The sequence below is a fragment of the Aeribacillus pallidus genome, from assembly GCF_050478865.1.
In the GTDB taxonomy this organism is placed as follows: domain Bacteria; phylum Bacillota; class Bacilli; order Bacillales; family JACDOC01; genus JACDOC01.
The window spans coordinates 188,689-204,277 of sequence record NZ_JBCNBW010000034.1 but is presented as its reverse complement, the minus strand read 5'-3'; the positions used below and the strand labels follow the sequence as shown (position 1 = coordinate 204,277).

General features: G+C 36.6%; 17 protein-coding genes. 5 read left to right on the top strand and 12 right to left on the bottom strand.

Annotation, left to right across the window (positions count from 1 at the left end; translation table 11 throughout):
• Positions 1-41: 41 nt before the first annotated feature.
• Positions 42-167 carry a hypothetical protein gene (locus ABES52_RS08580; RefSeq protein ID WP_429650728.1) on the top strand — a complete coding sequence of 42 codons (126 nt, stop codon included), beginning with the start codon at positions 42-44 and terminating at the stop codon, positions 165-167.
• Between the two features lie 6 nt (positions 168-173).
• Here ABES52_RS08580 and ABES52_RS08575 read toward each other — a convergent pair whose 3' ends face one another.
• The 7 genes from ABES52_RS08575 to ABES52_RS08545 form a co-directional block, all read right to left on the bottom strand.
• Complete coding sequence (locus tag ABES52_RS08575; RefSeq protein WP_429650727.1) at positions 174-2,921, bottom strand: dynamin family protein; 2,748 nt, start codon at positions 2,919-2,921, stop codon at positions 174-176.
• A gap of 586 nt (positions 2,922-3,507) precedes the next feature.
• Positions 3,508-4,473, bottom strand: a complete 966-nt coding sequence (locus ABES52_RS08570) for an asparaginase (RefSeq protein WP_429650726.1) — start codon at positions 4,471-4,473, stop codon at positions 3,508-3,510.
• Positions 4,474-4,727: 254 nt separating this feature from the next.
• A complete protein-coding gene (locus tag ABES52_RS08565; protein WP_429650725.1) occupies positions 4,728-5,696 on the bottom strand; it encodes a YpdA family putative bacillithiol disulfide reductase in 969 nt (322 codons plus the stop codon).
• Positions 5,697-5,790: 94 nt separating this feature from the next.
• A complete protein-coding gene (locus tag ABES52_RS08560; protein ID WP_429650724.1) occupies positions 5,791-7,059 on the bottom strand; it encodes a Glu/Leu/Phe/Val family dehydrogenase in 1,269 nt (422 codons plus the stop codon).
• Between the two features lie 173 nt (positions 7,060-7,232).
• Complete coding sequence (locus ABES52_RS08555; RefSeq protein ID WP_429650723.1) at positions 7,233-7,808, bottom strand: adaptor protein MecA; 576 nt, start codon at positions 7,806-7,808, stop codon at positions 7,233-7,235.
• Between the two features lie 295 nt (positions 7,809-8,103).
• The gene (locus ABES52_RS08550; RefSeq protein ID WP_429650722.1) at positions 8,104-8,871 is read right to left on the bottom strand and encodes a metallophosphoesterase; all 768 of its coding nucleotides are present in this window, start codon (positions 8,869-8,871) and stop codon (positions 8,104-8,106) included.
• An 18-nt stretch (positions 8,872-8,889) separates the two neighbouring features.
• The gene (locus tag ABES52_RS08545; RefSeq protein ID WP_429650721.1) at positions 8,890-9,243 is read right to left on the bottom strand and encodes a hypothetical protein; all 354 of its coding nucleotides are present in this window, start codon (positions 9,241-9,243) and stop codon (positions 8,890-8,892) included.
• 217 nt (positions 9,244-9,460) lie between these two features.
• Here ABES52_RS08545 and ABES52_RS08540 point away from each other — a divergent pair, with 217 nt between their 5' ends.
• The 3 genes from ABES52_RS08540 to ABES52_RS08530 all read left to right on the top strand — a co-directional run bounded on the left by ABES52_RS08540 (position 9,461) and on the right by ABES52_RS08530 (position 10,609).
• Complete coding sequence (locus ABES52_RS08540) at positions 9,461-9,679, top strand: spore coat associated protein CotJA (RefSeq protein WP_429650720.1); 219 nt, start codon at positions 9,461-9,463, stop codon at positions 9,677-9,679.
• A 5-nt stretch (positions 9,680-9,684) separates the two neighbouring features.
• On the top strand, positions 9,685-9,945 hold the full coding sequence (locus ABES52_RS08535) for a spore coat protein CotJB (protein ID WP_429650719.1): 261 nt from the start codon (positions 9,685-9,687) through the stop codon (positions 9,943-9,945).
• Positions 9,946-10,039: 94 nt separating this feature from the next.
• On the top strand, positions 10,040-10,609 hold the full coding sequence (locus tag ABES52_RS08530) for a manganese catalase family protein (RefSeq protein ID WP_429650718.1): 570 nt from the start codon (positions 10,040-10,042) through the stop codon (positions 10,607-10,609).
• Positions 10,610-10,618: 9 nt separating this feature from the next.
• On the opposite strand, the gene ABES52_RS08525 is transcribed toward ABES52_RS08530, so the two are convergent.
• From ABES52_RS08525 to ABES52_RS08505, 5 genes are all read right to left on the bottom strand, one after another.
• Positions 10,619-11,074: a DUF2663 family protein gene (locus ABES52_RS08525; RefSeq protein WP_429650717.1), complete on the bottom strand. Its 456-nt coding sequence runs from the start codon at positions 11,072-11,074 to the stop codon at positions 10,619-10,621.
• Between the two features lie 94 nt (positions 11,075-11,168).
• A complete protein-coding gene (locus ABES52_RS08520) occupies positions 11,169-11,765 on the bottom strand; it encodes a LysM peptidoglycan-binding domain-containing protein (RefSeq protein ID WP_429650716.1) in 597 nt (198 codons plus the stop codon).
• The gene (locus tag ABES52_RS08515) at positions 11,762-12,349 is read right to left on the bottom strand and encodes a CPBP family intramembrane glutamic endopeptidase (protein WP_429650715.1); all 588 of its coding nucleotides are present in this window, start codon (positions 12,347-12,349) and stop codon (positions 11,762-11,764) included. The genes ABES52_RS08520 and ABES52_RS08515 overlap by 4 nt, the downstream gene beginning before the upstream one ends.
• Before the next feature lie 12 nt (positions 12,350-12,361).
• Complete coding sequence (locus ABES52_RS08510; protein ID WP_429650714.1) at positions 12,362-13,855, bottom strand: RecQ family ATP-dependent DNA helicase; 1,494 nt, start codon at positions 13,853-13,855, stop codon at positions 12,362-12,364.
• Positions 13,815-14,900, bottom strand: a complete 1,086-nt coding sequence (locus ABES52_RS08505; RefSeq protein ID WP_429650713.1) for a YpbB family protein — start codon at positions 14,898-14,900, stop codon at positions 13,815-13,817. The genes ABES52_RS08510 and ABES52_RS08505 overlap by 41 nt, the downstream gene beginning before the upstream one ends.
• Before the next feature lie 226 nt (positions 14,901-15,126).
• Here ABES52_RS08505 and ABES52_RS08500 point away from each other — a divergent pair, with 226 nt between their 5' ends.
• Positions 15,127-15,375, top strand: coding sequence for a ferredoxin (locus tag ABES52_RS08500; RefSeq protein ID WP_429650712.1), 249 nt, complete (start codon positions 15,127-15,129; stop codon positions 15,373-15,375).
• Positions 15,376-15,589: the final 214 nt, after the last annotated feature.

Sequence of the window (15,589 nt, the reverse complement as noted above, 5' to 3'; positions counted from 1 at the left end):
ACATTTAGTATAGAGCCTTTCTTTTGGGTGGAACGATTTCTATGGTAGAAGAAACGGAAAATGGAATTAAAAGCCGAGAGATGAAAACCCGTTGTAAGCGAACAGTTTATACCTTTAAAGATTTTTATAACGAAAAAATCGGCCTCATGGACCGATTTTTTCTTTAAATCTTGTTATACTTGAGGAACTCCTTTTGTGGAAGTTGTAATCCACTCGTATTGGCGGAGTTTTATTTCAAACAATGTTAGCGGATCACGGAATTTTTGCGGATTCGATCTCATTTTCTCCAGCTCTTTTTCTTTATCATTAATTTCTTTTTTTGTTTCTTCTACAGTATAATTCAATACAGTAAATGGGTTTCGGAAGAAGATCGAAATATCTCGTTCCAGTGATTTCTCAAACAATTCGAATGGCAGCAGCAACTTGTTCATGATTGATTCGGTAACGTCTAAATAATCCTGATTTTCAACAAACTGCTTGTATTTGTTATATAACATCGCATTGTTTTGCTGAAAGGTTCCAAACAGCCTGCCGGCACTTTTCAATAAAATTTGATACGGTGTGCGGCGGAGAACAATATTTATCTTATCAATTTGCACACTGCTTGTCATCCGGTCTGCATCCCGGCGCCAGTCATCAAGCACTTCAAAGTCGCAATTTAGCTTAAGCCGTTCTTCTCCATACAACGCATTAAACCCATCACTTATTTCATCAAGGAAAGATTGACAGTGTTTAAGTTCATCATTTGCCGTTAAAATCCATTCCTGAAGCGAACGATAAAGCTCAGGTAAAACCTTATCATTGACATAAGCATGTACTCGCCTGTTCATCTCATCATTTAGTTCAAGGTGAATTTTACGGAAATCACTGTCTTCTTGAATTATATCAGAACAGCCTTGTAAAATTTTCGGAATATTTTCGGATAGATCCGATCTGATTTCTTCCAAGACTTTATGGAACGTTTTTGTAATCACTAGGGCTTTTTCATCTTTCAAATCAGTTAATTGATTGATTGTACCACTTAGCTTTGTGGCCATTTCTTCATTCCATTTAATCAAATCAACTAGGGTGTTTTCCATTTTAACCCGTTTATCTAATAAATGCCTAATTAATTTACGAATAAAAATTAATATTTTTTCAATTCGATCGTCTTCATCAATTGGTTTGTTTAATTTTTTCAAGAACGCTGCTAGATCATTTTGTTGTTTTCTGCTTCTTACATGTGACGAATAGGCAAACACCTGAGCCTCCGGAAAATATGCGCGAACTCTCGCTCGAGTGTCTTCAACAATACTTGCAGCTTCCTGTTCATTATAAATTTCATCGATTTTATTGAGCAGAAAATGAATTGGAAGATTAGGCGCACATTCCCGAATCTGCATGAGGATCTCTTGTTCTTTTTCGGTAAATGGATCGTTCGCATCTAGGACAAATAATAAACTATCGGCAAAATGCAGATATTTCAACGTACCTTCCATACGATTACGGTCACTAATTCCCGGCGTATCAATAAGAACTAGCCCGTTTTCCTGCAAAATTGGCGATGGAAATGAGAACTCAATAATCGTATTCACAAAAGCCTTATTCAGTCGTCTATCTACTGCCTCCTGGAATTCGTGGAAACTTGAAAAGGTCGATATTTCTTCATCGGATATTTTTCTAATATCCGTCTCATCATCCCCCTTAAATACAATAACTGAAGATGTCGGAGCAGTTAGGATATTTTCTCCAAGGACCGAATTGATAAAGGTAGACTTTCCATTTCCGGAAGTTCCAGCTACTAATAAATGATGTGCTTGAAAATCTACCAGTTCTCGGATGATCCATCTAAAGCGGTAACCTGGATCAACATGCTGCGCTTCCGCCCATTTTACGATGGAATCGAATAATGTTAGGCTACATTCCAAACCGTCTGTCTCATTAAGGGAATTGAAAATAAGATTTTCAGCATCATTGACAACCTCTGGACTAATACTTGATGGAAATCTCTCGCTCCATGCCAATACCGCTGCAGAAGCAAATAAAGCATGAGAATGATCGATTATTTTGATCCAGTTCGTTAAGATATTCGGAATAATCTCTGCGAGTTCTTTCAATAAATACTTTCCATCGATCAATTCGAAATAAGTTTCCTGATAAAGTTTTGGAAGGTATTCCCAATGGCGTTGCCTGTTTACATCGATATTTAAGAAAATATGGTTAAATTCCCTCAGCCATGAAAAATATGAACGCTCGTTTTTGTAACTATTCCATAATGCCTGTACTAACTGTTCAAATCTTGTCTGATCCACTTCGTATAACACGACTAAGCATTTTGAATAATAATGCGGTTCAAAGGTTGTTGTTAATCCTTGTTCTGCATATGTTTTTAAAATATCAAACCAGTGATGAGACTCTGTTCGGATCGCTTCATTTACTGCCAATTCAATTGCGCTCTTCCAATCCTTGTGTTTTTCGAAAAAGGCACGAGCAATGTCAGTAACATTCGGATAGTCCGGATTAAAGGATAGCGCTTTTTTAATCACTTGGTCAGCTTTTTCCAGCCTGCCTTGATCTATGTAAATCGAAAATAACTGCAGTGCAACTTCTGATTGTAAGACACTGCTTTCTGTATCAATGGATTTATAAATCTCTTCAGCTGTTGATAATTGGCCAAGTTCATAATAACAATCCGCTATATTTTTCTTTGCCCACGGTTCTAAATCATTATGAGTGTTTTCCCATTTGAAAATAGCAGCTTCATAATCTTTGTTATGAAAATATACTTCTCCTTGGGCAAAACGGATGGTGGAAATGTCAGCTGTCTCATCTTTATACCCGGCAAGAAAAGCTTCTCCAAGCACACGGACAGGATTTTTTTCATCTGCTTTTAAAAATGTTTCATAAAATGTTTTTTTGATCAGTTGATTCTCTAACGTCATGTTTATCCCCCAACCTATATTTAAAAAGTATATTTTTATACCGTATTAAATACTTGTTTCTATCCTTTGTATTCTAACAGACTTATTTTTGCATAAAGTTTCAATTTGTTTTCATTTATAATACAGATTTTTAACACAGCGGAAAATTCTAACCAACTTATGTTATTATTTGAAATTAATTGTAAACAAGTTGCTTAGTCCTCCTGAATAGTGCAGCTTCAATTTGTGCTGGAGGGTTTACAAAAAATATTCTTACGATTTACCTTATTTGGTTTCTGATTAATGTTATTTTTTGGTTTTATCATCCGTTTTTTCAACTTACCGTGACTCTTCATATACTTCATTTTTCCTAATTACTCTGCTGCCAACCTTCTTTCAAGACGCTTGAACAAGAAGCTTAAACATAATGGGTAATCTGTTATATTTATTTTGAGTAGGGACGTTTTTCAACTACAGAAGCAGATAGTTGAAGAACAAACAAAAAAAACGCTTGGTTTTTTAAAAATTACCCAAGCGTCTTTGTTTCAACTATTTGTATATTCAATATTATATTAAAATTATTAGGTCTACTTTAATATTAAAAGCTTTAATATTTGAAATGTTCCTGAGTCACTTTTTGATTTGCTGCTAATATAACTGCTAATTTAATTCTCGCCTTCTTGCTGTCATAATCATTCCCCAAAATAACTCCTCTACTCATCAAATCATAAGCACTACCTTTATATTCATAAGCAGGATAAACCTTACCTTCTTCAGAGCTGGTTGTCACAACAATTGAAATTCCTTTATCTAATGCTTTTTGAATCGAATCTAACATTAATGGCGATACTTGTCCTCTGCCAACTCCCTCAAGAATGATTCCTTTAGCATTTGCATTGACAGAAGCATCAACAAAAATTCCATCTGATTCAGTATAGCATTTAACAATATCAACTCTAGGTATTTCTGATACAATTACATAATTATCTCTCTTTAAAGGTTTTTGGTAAATGCTCACAACATTATTATCAATAATTCCTAAATAACCGTATCCAAATGATTCAAAGCCTTGTAAGTTAGAGGCATGAACTTTTTTAACGTATTTAGCCGAGTAAATTCTCTCGTTAAAGACAACTACTGTACCAGCATTTCTCATTTGTTCAGATATGGCAACATAAATCGAATTTTTTAAATTAGAATAAACATCCGTCCCTACATCAAATGGTGAACGTTGAGAACCTGTTACAACTACTGGTCTTTCGTCTTGTATAGTCAAATCAAGAAAATATGCTGTTTCTTCTAATGTATCTGTACCATGAGTAACAATTACTCCTGATATAGTTGGATCTTCTAACTCTCTTTCGATTGCTTGTTTAATTTTTAACATAGCCTTAAAATTAATATGCATACTTGGCAATTGGAGCAAATCAACAATCTTTATGTCTATCCCTTTAGGGAGTTGGCATAGTTCAGCTAATTCATTACCTGTTAATTTTCCTGCAACCAAAGTTCCTTTTTCTGTTGGTTTACTAGCAATAGTTCCACCTGTTGTAATTAAGACCACTCTTTTCATATAATCCACCTCAAGAATATAATAACACATGTATTTCGTTCTCAAAAATTGTATTTGTGGATAACTTTTAAGAACAATTTATACTAATAATATGTTGTATTTTTTCAAAAGGATTAAACGGACAAAAAGCATGACTCAAACTTATTGTTTGCATAATCACAAATGAACGATTTAACAACAATTGAATAATTGTTTTAGTCTGAACAAAAACAAGCGGATTCTTTTGTTTCCGATAGAATCCGCTCATTTTTCATTTATTGTTCTCGTTCATGTATAGCTTTTGCAATTAAATCACCGTGGAAACGACCATTTTCAATAAAAATTTCATTCGCGTTGTTCCCCGCAGCAATGACCCCAGCAATAAAAATGCCTGGAATATTCGTTTCCATTGTTTCAGGGTCGTAATAAGGTCTTCCTGTCGCTTGATCAATGGTAACTCCCATTTTCGTTAAGAAAGAGTGATCGGGGTGGTATCCAGTCATGGCAAAAACAAAATCATTTTTTATTTCATGTATCTTCCCGTCTTTTTCGTAATAAACTTTATCTTCCGTAATCTCTCTCACATGTGCATTGAATTCCATCTCAATATGACCGTTACGAATGAGGGAATCAAACTCTGGTAAAATCCACGGCTTAATACTAGAAGAATACTCCGTTCCTCGATACAATACCGTGACCCGGGCACCAGCTTTATGCAATTCTAATGCGGCATCAACAGCGGAGTTTTTCCCACCGATCACTACCACATCTGTATCAAAATATGGGTGTGCCTCTTTAAAATAATGAGACACTTTTGGTAAATCTTCACCAGGTACGTTCATGTAGTTCGGATTGTCGTAATATCCGGTTGCGATGATTACATACGTACTCGTATAAGTCCCTTTCGTTGTTTGAACAACAAATGAACGGTCTTCTTGTTTCTCAACGGACAACACTTTTTCAAAGCGGTGAATGCGGAGCGCTTCACGTTTGGCCACTTCTCGGTAATAGGTTAATGCTTGGTTCCGCTTCGGTTTCCGATTTTCCGTTACGAAAGGAATTCCACCAATTTCTAACCGTTCGCTCGTACTGAAGAACGTTTGGTGTGTTGGATAATGATAAATGGCATTCACGATATTTCCTTTTTCAATAATAAGAGCGTTTTTGCCGATTTTCTTTAATGCAATCGCCGCGGCTAATCCACATGGACCGCCACCAACGATAATGACTTCTTCTTTCTGCATGGTGTTTCACTCCTTATAGACGTTCACATAGAAAAAATCTCCCATCATTTTATGATAGGAGATTTTAAATATAGATGCAATCGATGTGTCTTGCTTAAATCCAACCTCGGAAGCGACATGCTTCAGCCATTTTACGAACACCAACCATATAAGCAGCTAGACGCATATCAACGCGACGGGATTGTGCCGTTTCATATACATTGTTAAATGCTTTCACCATTACTTTCTCTAATTTTTCCTCTACTTCTTCTTCTGTCCAATAGTAGCCTTGGTTGTTTTGTACCCATTCAAAGTAGCTAACCGTTACCCCACCAGCAGAAGCAAGAACATCAGGTACTAGTAAGATTCCTCTCTCAGTTAAAATTTTTGTAGCTTCTAACGTTGTTGGACCATTGGCTGCTTCAACCACAATTTTTGCACGAATATTATGTGCGTTTTCTTCCGTAATTTGGTTTTCAATCGCAGCAGGTACTAAAATATCACACTCTAGTTCTAACATTTCCTTATTGGAAATGGTATTTTTAAACAATTTCGTAACGGTACCAAAACTGTCGCGACGATCTAATAAATAATCGATATCTAACCCCTTTGGATCATATAATGCACCATAAGCGTCAGAAATTGCTACAACTTTCGCACCAGCATCATGCATGAATTTCGCTAAGTAACTTCCAGCATTTCCGAATCCTTGGACGATGACGCGTGCACCTTTTATATCAATGCCTCGTTTTTTTGCCGCTTCACGAATACAAATCGTTACCCCTTTTGCCGTTGCTGTTTCCCGACCATGGGATCCACCTAATACAAGTGGCTTACCTGTAATAAATCCAGGGGAGTTGAATTCGTCAATTCGGCTATACTCGTCCATCATCCAAGCCATAATTTGGGAGTTCGTAAATACGTCAGGAGCTGGAATATCTTTTGTAGGTCCGACAATTTGACTAATTGCTCGAACGTATCCACGACTTAGACGTTCAAGTTCACTAAAGGACATTTCACGTGGATCACAAACGATTCCACCTTTACCTCCACCGTAAGGCAAGTCAACAATACCACATTTTAAACTCATCCAAATGGAAAGCGCTTTAACTTCTTTTTCTGTTACATTTGGATGAAAACGAATTCCTCCTTTTGTTGGACCAACCGCATCATTGTGTTGAGCCCGGTAGCCAGTGAAAATTTTTACAGATCCATCATCCATTCGGACTGGAATTTTAACTGTCAACATACGAATCGGCTCTTTTAACAACTCATAAACTTCTTCAGGATACCCAAGCTTTTCAAGAGCGTTATGTATGACAGTTTGTGTTGCTTTTAATACGTCATGTTTGTCTTCGTTATTAGTGTTTTTTTCGGCTACCATCTTGTGAACCTCCTAATAAAAATCACTTTTGCGAATTTTGTCTCGCCTTTCATGACATAGTATACACCTTTCCCACATTTATGCAAGAAGAAAAATTATTTTTTGAATATTTTTTGCAAACGCTACCATTCCGTCTTGACATTACATCTTTGATTATGGAAAGCACTTGACTCTTATCCAAAAAAATGCAAAACAAGCTGTTGGAAACATTGTTTTGGAAGAACAAGTGTACCATACTCTTCAATGATAGCTGAGGCTAGAGACGATTGATCACCATACTCTTCAAACAAACTTTTGGCTGCCTGAGGTACATGCTTTGAAATCATAATATAATACTGTTTTTCATAATAATATAATGAACCATCCACCATTACTTTTGATTGGTTGATGCGTTGGGCTAATGATAGCACGTCTTCCAACGTACGAAATTGATAACATGCTTTTTGAAATGGATTAATTAAATCATTGTCTTGATGAAAGGAAGTCCATTCATCTAAAAAGGAATCGAGATCTTCAATCGTTAAAATAAGGACAACTTCTTTCTGTGTGAAAGATGCTAATTCAATGGACACCGTCCCCATTGAAGGAACGTCCAGCATTTGATACGCTTTTTCCATCATATCATCAAACACATCTTGCCATAAGGTGACATCATCCCAAAAATTTCCATCAGAAATTCCTACATGTTCAAGTTCATCGAAGGAAAAAGAAAACTTAAGTTGATTAGGTGATAATCGCTCCAACTTCATCATGTATGCCTCCCACACATCTTGCTTTACCATCATAGTATGTGTAGAAGGTACAAATGGTTCGCTGCATTCATGGTACAATCACCATCTCTACCTTTCACTTTCGGCAACGTGACATTCCGTTATATTTATGAAACTTCCGTCTTTGTTTCGTACGCTTACAGCAGGTCCTTTTTTAAGAATGTCTCTTTCGAGTCCCTAAAATCATCTATAATGGCTTTAATGTTATCATTCCCAAATTATGATTGGTCATGTGTAAAGGAAGGAAAGGTCCGATAAGTATCACGCATTATTCTCAATTCCCGAGGCGAATGAGATGGGCTTCAGCGGGTGCCCCTAGCCGAAGAGGAACACCGGTTGTTCCGTACCCATTGCTTGTGAGTATGGTGGTTATTGGTCCAGTTTGAACGCCCCCTTTTTCGAAATAACCAAGACCGAAAACACGAATTTGTCCCCCATGTGTATGACCACTTAACACTAAATCGATATGATCGGCCTTCTTTAATTGCCGAATCACACGTGGATGATGAGAAATCAAAATGTTAACATCTTGTGGATTTAATTGTTGAAATAATGGCTCTAACTGATTTCGGCTCGTTCGAAAATAATTCACGCCTATCAAACGAATGTTTGTAGACGTAAATGATTGATATGTATAGATATCTTGATCTAAAATCATCACACCTTCTTCTTCCAACAATTGTTTTAAATGTTGCTCCCCCACTTCATAATCGTTGTTTCCCCAAACAAAAAAGACGGGTCCGATTTTTTTCAACAGACGAAGATTGTGTCTCGTTCGAGTAAGGGGAACTCCTCTTTCCGTTAAGTCACCACCAATGATAACTACTTCGGCTTCTTTTGCCTGTTTAATCATTGAAGAATGAATAACTCGCCGATGGATGTCACTAATAAAAAAAATAGATAAACTTTCACGTTCCTTTGGGAAATGCGACAAACCAAACGTATGTTTGTTCACGTGATTGCGAAAGGCGTTTTTCCACATAATCATGAGAAGACATCCACCGCCTATGCTTAAAAACATAAACCAATGAATTGCAGACATCATTTCCTCCTATATCTTCTATCTAACTGAAACAAAACCATAGATCAAAGAAAATAAGTAAATAGCCATTGTTTGAATGACCCCAAGTTGTATATGCACAAATAAGGAGATTAAAAAAATCAAACATGCAACAATATCCCATCCATTAAAAGGTAGACGTTTCGTTACGAGATGAATGAGAATATGGACTATTTTGGCTTGCATTAAAAAGCCGATAAAGAACACCGTCGCTGCTGCTAAAAATAAAAGCGGATCAAGAATAAATTCTAACAGCCATTCTTCAAAATAAAAAGGTGTGTTAATAGGGACCCACTGGGTAAACAAATACGTACAAAAACTTCCAATGAAGGCATATAACACGTGTAAAAACAAAAAAAATCCCTCCCATATCATACTATGAGAGAGGGCTTTTTGACATGTTATTCATCTTCATGAATATATAATACAGAAATGACTTTATGTTTAGAGACGAACACAAGGTTCGTGACATACAATATCCTTTACATTTTTTATTCATTTTTTCTCTTCATGATTGAAGCACTCTTCCCATATATATGTGATGATAAACCTTTTGAAGGGAGTTTGATGCATGCCAACTTTGTATAAAACTTATCATCCATTTGTCAGTCCATATGACCCGTGTCCATCGTTAGGTCCAAGAACGTATTCGACACCACCAAATTTATATATAGGATTTCAACCTCCTAATTTGCCGCAATACAGTCCGAGAGAAGCATTAAGAAAAGGAACGCTTTGGAAAGTGTTTTACGATCCATATTATAGTCCTTATGAAAAATGGAAAGGGTGAGTTCAATGAAGCAACTGCCAGCAAGCTACTATGAAATGCTGGAAGAAATGCAAGCCATTGATTTTGTAATTACAGATTTAACGCTTTATTTAGACACTCATCCAAATGATCTTCAAGCGATCCAGCAATACAATTATTACATCCAGATGCGAAAAAAAGTAAAAAAAGCTTTTGAACAACAATTTGGTCCGTTAACCAATTTTGGATACAGTTATTCCGGTTCTCCTTGGAATTGGAAAGATGCACCATGGCCATGGCAAGTATAAAGTGCCCTACCTATCTTCTTTGTTTCATTCGCCCATCTTGAAGGCTAACTGCCCGTTAAGATGGAAACATGGTACAAGAAAGGAAGTGTCAATCATGTGGGTTTATGAGAAGAAGTTGCAATATCCTGTTCGGGTCAGTACATGTAATCCACGTTTAGCAAAATATCTCATTGAACAATACGGAGGTGCCGATGGGGAACTTGCTGCCGCCCTTCGCTACTTAAACCAACGTTATTCGATACCTGATAAAGTTGTTGGTCTGTTAACGGATATCGGAACTGAAGAATTTGCTCATTTAGAAATGATTGCAACGATGGTGTATAAACTAACAAAAGATGCAACACCTGAGCAACTAAAAGAAGCAGGACTTGGTGCCCATTATGCCAATCACGATAAGGCGTTATTTTACGAAAACGCAGCCGGAGTCCCGTGGACTGCTTCTTACATCGCAGCCAAAGGGGACCCTATTGCTGATTTATATGAAGATATTGCTGCTGAAGAAAAAGCCCGTGCCACTTACCAATGGATTATTAACTTAAGTGATGACCCTGATTTAAACGATGGATTACGTTTTTTAAGGGAACGGGAAATTATTCATTCTCAACGCTTTCGTGAAGCGGTAGAAATTTTAAAAGAAGAACGAGATCGTAAGAAATTCTTCTAATGGATCTAATTACTTACTCTCATGATATAAATTAATATCATATTTATCTTTCATCATTTGAAAAACTTTATGGCGATTCATCCATCCTTCATTTCTCCATAGGTCTTTGCTACGATCAATAATTTCACAACGTAAGGCATGAAACTCCGTTTCAGCCTTTTCTTTTTTGTCGTGATAAATTTTCACACCACCAAACAACCCTACCGCTATTAAGAAGGTGTAAAGCTGATACGAATGTTGGAAAAATTTACTCAACATGATCCATAATGAATAAGAATAAGGTTCAATGATTGTATGATACAATACATAAAGGTAACCGAACGAATAAAAAACAGCGAACCATAAAAACAACAAATGCATCTTTTTCATCTTTTCGTATTTTTTTTTGCGTTCGACCACATTTTGCAATAGCTGTTTCGTCGCTTGGTCAGTCCAATCATCGAGCATGATAATTGAAGATTCCACCGTCTCTTCCCTCCTGTAACCGATTGGCTAATATTATGTATATGAGCTCGTCCATCAAATCATGAAAAAAAGTGGTCTTCTAATCGACCACTTCCTATTCACGAGGTAATGGAATTTGTAACACTTGTCCTACTTTAATTTCGTTATCATTTAATCCATTCCAACGTTTAATAATGTCGATTCCCTCTTTGGAATGAAAGTAATTCATGGAAATACGGTATAATGTCTCTTCAGGCTGAACCGTATGATAAACGATATGATATTTTGGTTCGGCATGTTCTTTTTCACTTTCTTTTGGACTACTAATTGATAATGTTGACTGTTCTTCTGCAGATCTCAACTCCATTTTTTCCGAAAGTTCTTCTAAAGATACGGACGGAAAGGCAGGTTCTTCCTCCAAGTTCATCTCCTTGTCCGTCTCAATCGGTAGAGCATCAACAGTTACTTTTTTCCCACCTTTTTCAATAGAAGCTGGAATTGTTTCTTCATCGTGTTGCCAGTATGTATAGATAGAAAAGATTGTAATTGGTAACAAAATAAAAAAGAATAACAAAAAGCGCAAAAGCGGATATTGGACTTTCCATTTCGTTTTTGTCTTTTTTTTCGAATGAACGGTACTGCGTGGGGGCAAAGAAGAAATCGACTCCTCCGTCTTCCATCCGTTTTGCTCTTCAAAAGGGTGATGGTTCAATGCGTTTCCTCCTTCCCACTTTGCATTCGAATATATAGACCAAGAAAAAAGTTAATCGTAAAATGTAAAGCGATCATCATTGGTAAGCTTGTGTACGTTTCATACATCCACCCGAAAAAGAAACTTAGCAGCACAATATTAAAGATTAAAAACCAATGACTAAAGTAACGAAAGTGAACAAGGGCAAAGACAGAACTGGCGAGAAACCAGCCAAATGTCGTTTGGAGTACGCCTCTAAAAAACAGTTCTTCACAAAAGGCAACGACAGCTGCAATGAAAAAGATATGTATCACGGACCGATGCTGGAACAGACGGACATTGATCCCACCATCATCATAATAAGAGGGAGGTAACACTTTCATCCCGATGATATCGATAAGTACGATGATTAGCCCAACCATAACACCTACTAGTATGTCGATTCCCTCGCCTTGAAATAGGAAAAGCCATTGCTGGGTATCTTCATATTCAACTATACCGAAAATTACAGATAAGACAAATAGGGTTAGTTGCGTAAAATAAAGGCTAAAGAGGAGTTCTTTATCGCTTATGTTTTTTAATATATCCATCTGCCGTTTTCCCATCTACTGTACCCCTTATCTATAAAATAATTGGGATAAAATATCTTCCCATTGCTCCTTAGACTCATCTTTGATTTCACTCTTCGTTTGATAATAGAAGTCTACATTTGTCCCACATTGATCACAACAATTTAGTGGACAATGGTCCAACCTTTCATCAAAATAAGATAAAATACCTTCACGTCGACATGTGAAAGAGGCCACCCATTGTTTCATCTCTTGTATTTTTCTAACCCTTTCTTGCCTGCGTACATCCCGGTCGTTTTTTATCTGTTGGGTAATTTCTTCAACTTGGACTTTTTGAGCCGGTCGTTGTTTGAGCGGTTCAGCATAGTGAAGTAAAAAACGAAGCTGCACATCCGACAATTGTAATGATTGTTGTATTTCTGTTAGCATCGTTTCTTCCGGCCATTTTTTTAACCGATAAAGTTCATAAAAAAACGTATCGATTTGAGCGTCGGTCGGAAGTTCTTGTTCCATTAAACCGTAATGAAGGTGTTCGTCCCCTTCCATGTATAACAAAATAGCAATGCTTTTGTTTCCGTCTCTTCCCGCACGACCAATTTCTTGTACGTACGACTCCATTTGCGCAGGAACATGATAATGAATAACAAAGCGTACGTTTTCTTTGTTAATTCCCATGCCAAATGCACTCGTCGCACAAATGATTTCTAATTGTTGATAAAGAAATTGTTGCTGAATCAGAATTCGCTCATCTTGATCCAATCCAGCATGATAACTAGCAACTTTGTTAAGTCCAGCTTGTCTCATTTTTTTCGCCATCTCATCTGCTAACCGTTTACTTGAAAAATAAATAATACCTGGCTTTTGTAACTGTTGAACAAGATGTAATAGTCGTACCTCTTTTTCTTGCATGTCCGAAACATGTTCCACATGAATGTATATATTTGGTCTGTCTACGGAAAAAATCCATTCTTTCGGTTGGTCAAGGTGCAACAGTTGAATAATATCTTCCCTCACCTTTTTTGTTGCCGTGGCAGTTAAGGCTAATGTCGTTGGCTTTCCTAATAGCTGACGAACGTTACCTAAATTTAAATAATCAGGACGAAAATCGTATCCCCATTGTGAAATACAGTGAGCTTCATCTACGACAAACAATGAAATAGAAATCCTTTTCAGTCGTTCTAACACCCGCTCATTTTTGAGCATTTCCGGTGAAATAAAAACGAAGCGATAACGGTGCAGTTTATCTAAAACTGCTTTTCGCTCAGATACAGATAAAAACGAATTATAAGCAACGACTTGTTTTTCCCCTTTGATTTTTAATTGTTCTACTTGGTCTTGCATTAACGAAAGGAGCGGAGAAACAATTAAAACCGTTCCTTTTAAATAATAGCCTGGTAATTGATAACATAATGATTTTCCTGTACCTGTTGGAAGCATCGCTACTGTATCATGGCCTGAGATGACGGATTGAATGACCTCTTCTTGGCCAGGACGAAATGAATTATAACCGAACTTTTTCTTGAGAAGAGAGTGTATGTTCATAAACCTCACCGTACTTTGCTAACACGAGTCGTATTTGAAAATATTCAACATGCGGTAGTCGTTCTTTAATCGGCTTCAACCGACGATTTTTCATCGAAGCTGCAACTTCACGAACTTGGCGGATCGTTTCGTTGTCGACAAACGGTTCAATTGAAAAGGTTGGATCGTTTAACGTAATTTCAATGATATGATCCTCAATCGTACTTTTTTTTAAAGAGCGGTATTGAGCAATTCTAGAAATCGTCCACCCTTTTTGTATGAGTTGATACGTTTCTTTTGTTGAATTTGTTAACGATAAAGGGGTTAAAAGGTCTTCTACCATTGAATAAAGTAATGGATAATCTTTTTTATGTTTTTGTATGGTTTGAAGAGCATAATGAAGGATATGAATAAACTTTACCCAATACGTATCATACGGTATATTTAACGACTCCGCTACTTGCAAGCCTGTCATTCCAATTCGTTTAGCCCCTGTTAAACGGTACACAACTAATGACGGGTCTTCAGGAGCATCATGTTGAAAAAGAGTAAACAATTCATCATATAATTTGTTAGCTAAATCCCGACGATTCGTCCAATGTTGCTTTAGCCACCATTTCATCCAACGTAATACGTTCGTCTCTCGCTGAATTGGATAATATTCCTTTTGATAATAAATCAAGTTAGACACAACTTGTACGCTTAAAGTCAACCTTTTCCAAAACACAATGGCTGCATCTTGATATTTCCATCCGTTTAAGTAAGAAGGCCAAGATTCCTGTTGAAAAAAAGCAGACACTTGTTGTTTTCCTTGTTCCGTAACTTGCACGCGACCATCTTGTAAGTAAATCCAACCATATGTCGATAGCTGTTCCAATTCGTTTTCAAAATCTTTCCGTTTTAAAAACGGGAATAAATGAAAAAATATATATAAGTTATATAAAAACGAGTCTTGAATCGTTTGCGAAGATTTCTTCCCTTTTAGTAAATGAAAAACTGAAGCCATCGTCCGTTCCGTTTGAATTTGTTGAAAACAATAAAGAAGGATGGCTTGAAAATATGTCATAAAGGTCCATCCCCTTTTCCTATTTTTTATGTACTTATTTTATCATGAGCTAAATAAGATATGGTATAATTGTTTCCCCTTTTCCTTATGTGAACGTTATAACATTTTTATTGAAATGTTCAAAGTTCACCTTTAGAATAGTAAATGACACCATTTTTTGTATCATCTTCTGTTGATACGTGAATAAATATCGATTATATAGACAACTTTATTGGGAGGTAGTTTCATGCCAAAATATACGATTGTTGACAAAGAGACTTGCATTGCATGTGGAGCATGCGGCGCAGCTGCACCTGACATCTACGACTACGACGATGAAGGTATTGCCTTTGTTACGCTAGATGACAACCAAGGTATTGCTGAAGTACCTGAAATTTTACATGACGATATGATGGATGCGTTCGAAGGTTGCCCAACGGATTCTATTAAAGTAGCGGATGAACCGTTCGACGGAGACCCATTGAAATTCGAATAATCGTTTAGGCTAACATTCTTTTTGTTAGCCTTTTTTTTGGAAAATAATATGGGCTAAAATGTATATACTTACACGTTTTACAGTAGCACTTTGGACAATGAATTATTCTTTCCAGACACAAAATATTATTATGACAAAATATTCCTGTAATTGTACAATTTAACTACAATAAAAAGAGGATTACACCAAATGAAAGAATGATGTAATCCTCTTT

Bases quoted from the DNA above. Each gene is read 5' to 3' on its own strand.
- ABES52_RS08535 (WP_429650719.1), top strand. From the start codon at position 9,685: ATGAAGCAACTGCCAGCAAGCTACTATGAAATGCTGGAAGAAATGCAA.
- ABES52_RS08515 (WP_429650715.1), bottom strand. From the start codon at position 12,349: ATGGGAAAACGGCAGATGGATATATTAAAAAACATAAGCGATAAAGAA.
- ABES52_RS08565 (WP_429650725.1), bottom strand. From the start codon at position 5,696: ATGCAGAAAGAAGAAGTCATTATCGTTGGTGGCGGTCCATGTGGATTA.
- ABES52_RS08540 (WP_429650720.1), top strand. From the start codon at position 9,461: ATGCCAACTTTGTATAAAACTTATCATCCATTTGTCAGTCCATATGAC.
- ABES52_RS08530 (WP_429650718.1), top strand. From the start codon at position 10,040: ATGTGGGTTTATGAGAAGAAGTTGCAATATCCTGTTCGGGTCAGTACA.
- ABES52_RS08550 (WP_429650722.1), bottom strand. From the start codon at position 8,871: ATGTCTGCAATTCATTGGTTTATGTTTTTAAGCATAGGCGGTGGATGT.
- ABES52_RS08580 (WP_429650728.1), top strand. From the start codon at position 42: ATGGTAGAAGAAACGGAAAATGGAATTAAAAGCCGAGAGATGAAAACC.
- ABES52_RS08500 (WP_429650712.1), top strand. From the start codon at position 15,127: ATGCCAAAATATACGATTGTTGACAAAGAGACTTGCATTGCATGTGGA.
- ABES52_RS08575 (WP_429650727.1), bottom strand. From the start codon at position 2,921: ATGACGTTAGAGAATCAACTGATCAAAAAAACATTTTATGAAACATTT.
- ABES52_RS08555 (WP_429650723.1), bottom strand. From the start codon at position 7,808: ATGAAGTTGGAGCGATTATCACCTAATCAACTTAAGTTTTCTTTTTCC.
- ABES52_RS08570 (WP_429650726.1), bottom strand. From the start codon at position 4,473: ATGAAAAGAGTGGTCTTAATTACAACAGGTGGAACTATTGCTAGTAAA.
- ABES52_RS08560 (WP_429650724.1), bottom strand. From the start codon at position 7,059: ATGGTAGCCGAAAAAAACACTAATAACGAAGACAAACATGACGTATTA.
- ABES52_RS08510 (WP_429650714.1), bottom strand. From the start codon at position 13,855: ATGAACATACACTCTCTTCTCAAGAAAAAGTTCGGTTATAATTCATTT.
- ABES52_RS08505 (WP_429650713.1), bottom strand. From the start codon at position 14,900: ATGACATATTTTCAAGCCATCCTTCTTTATTGTTTTCAACAAATTCAA.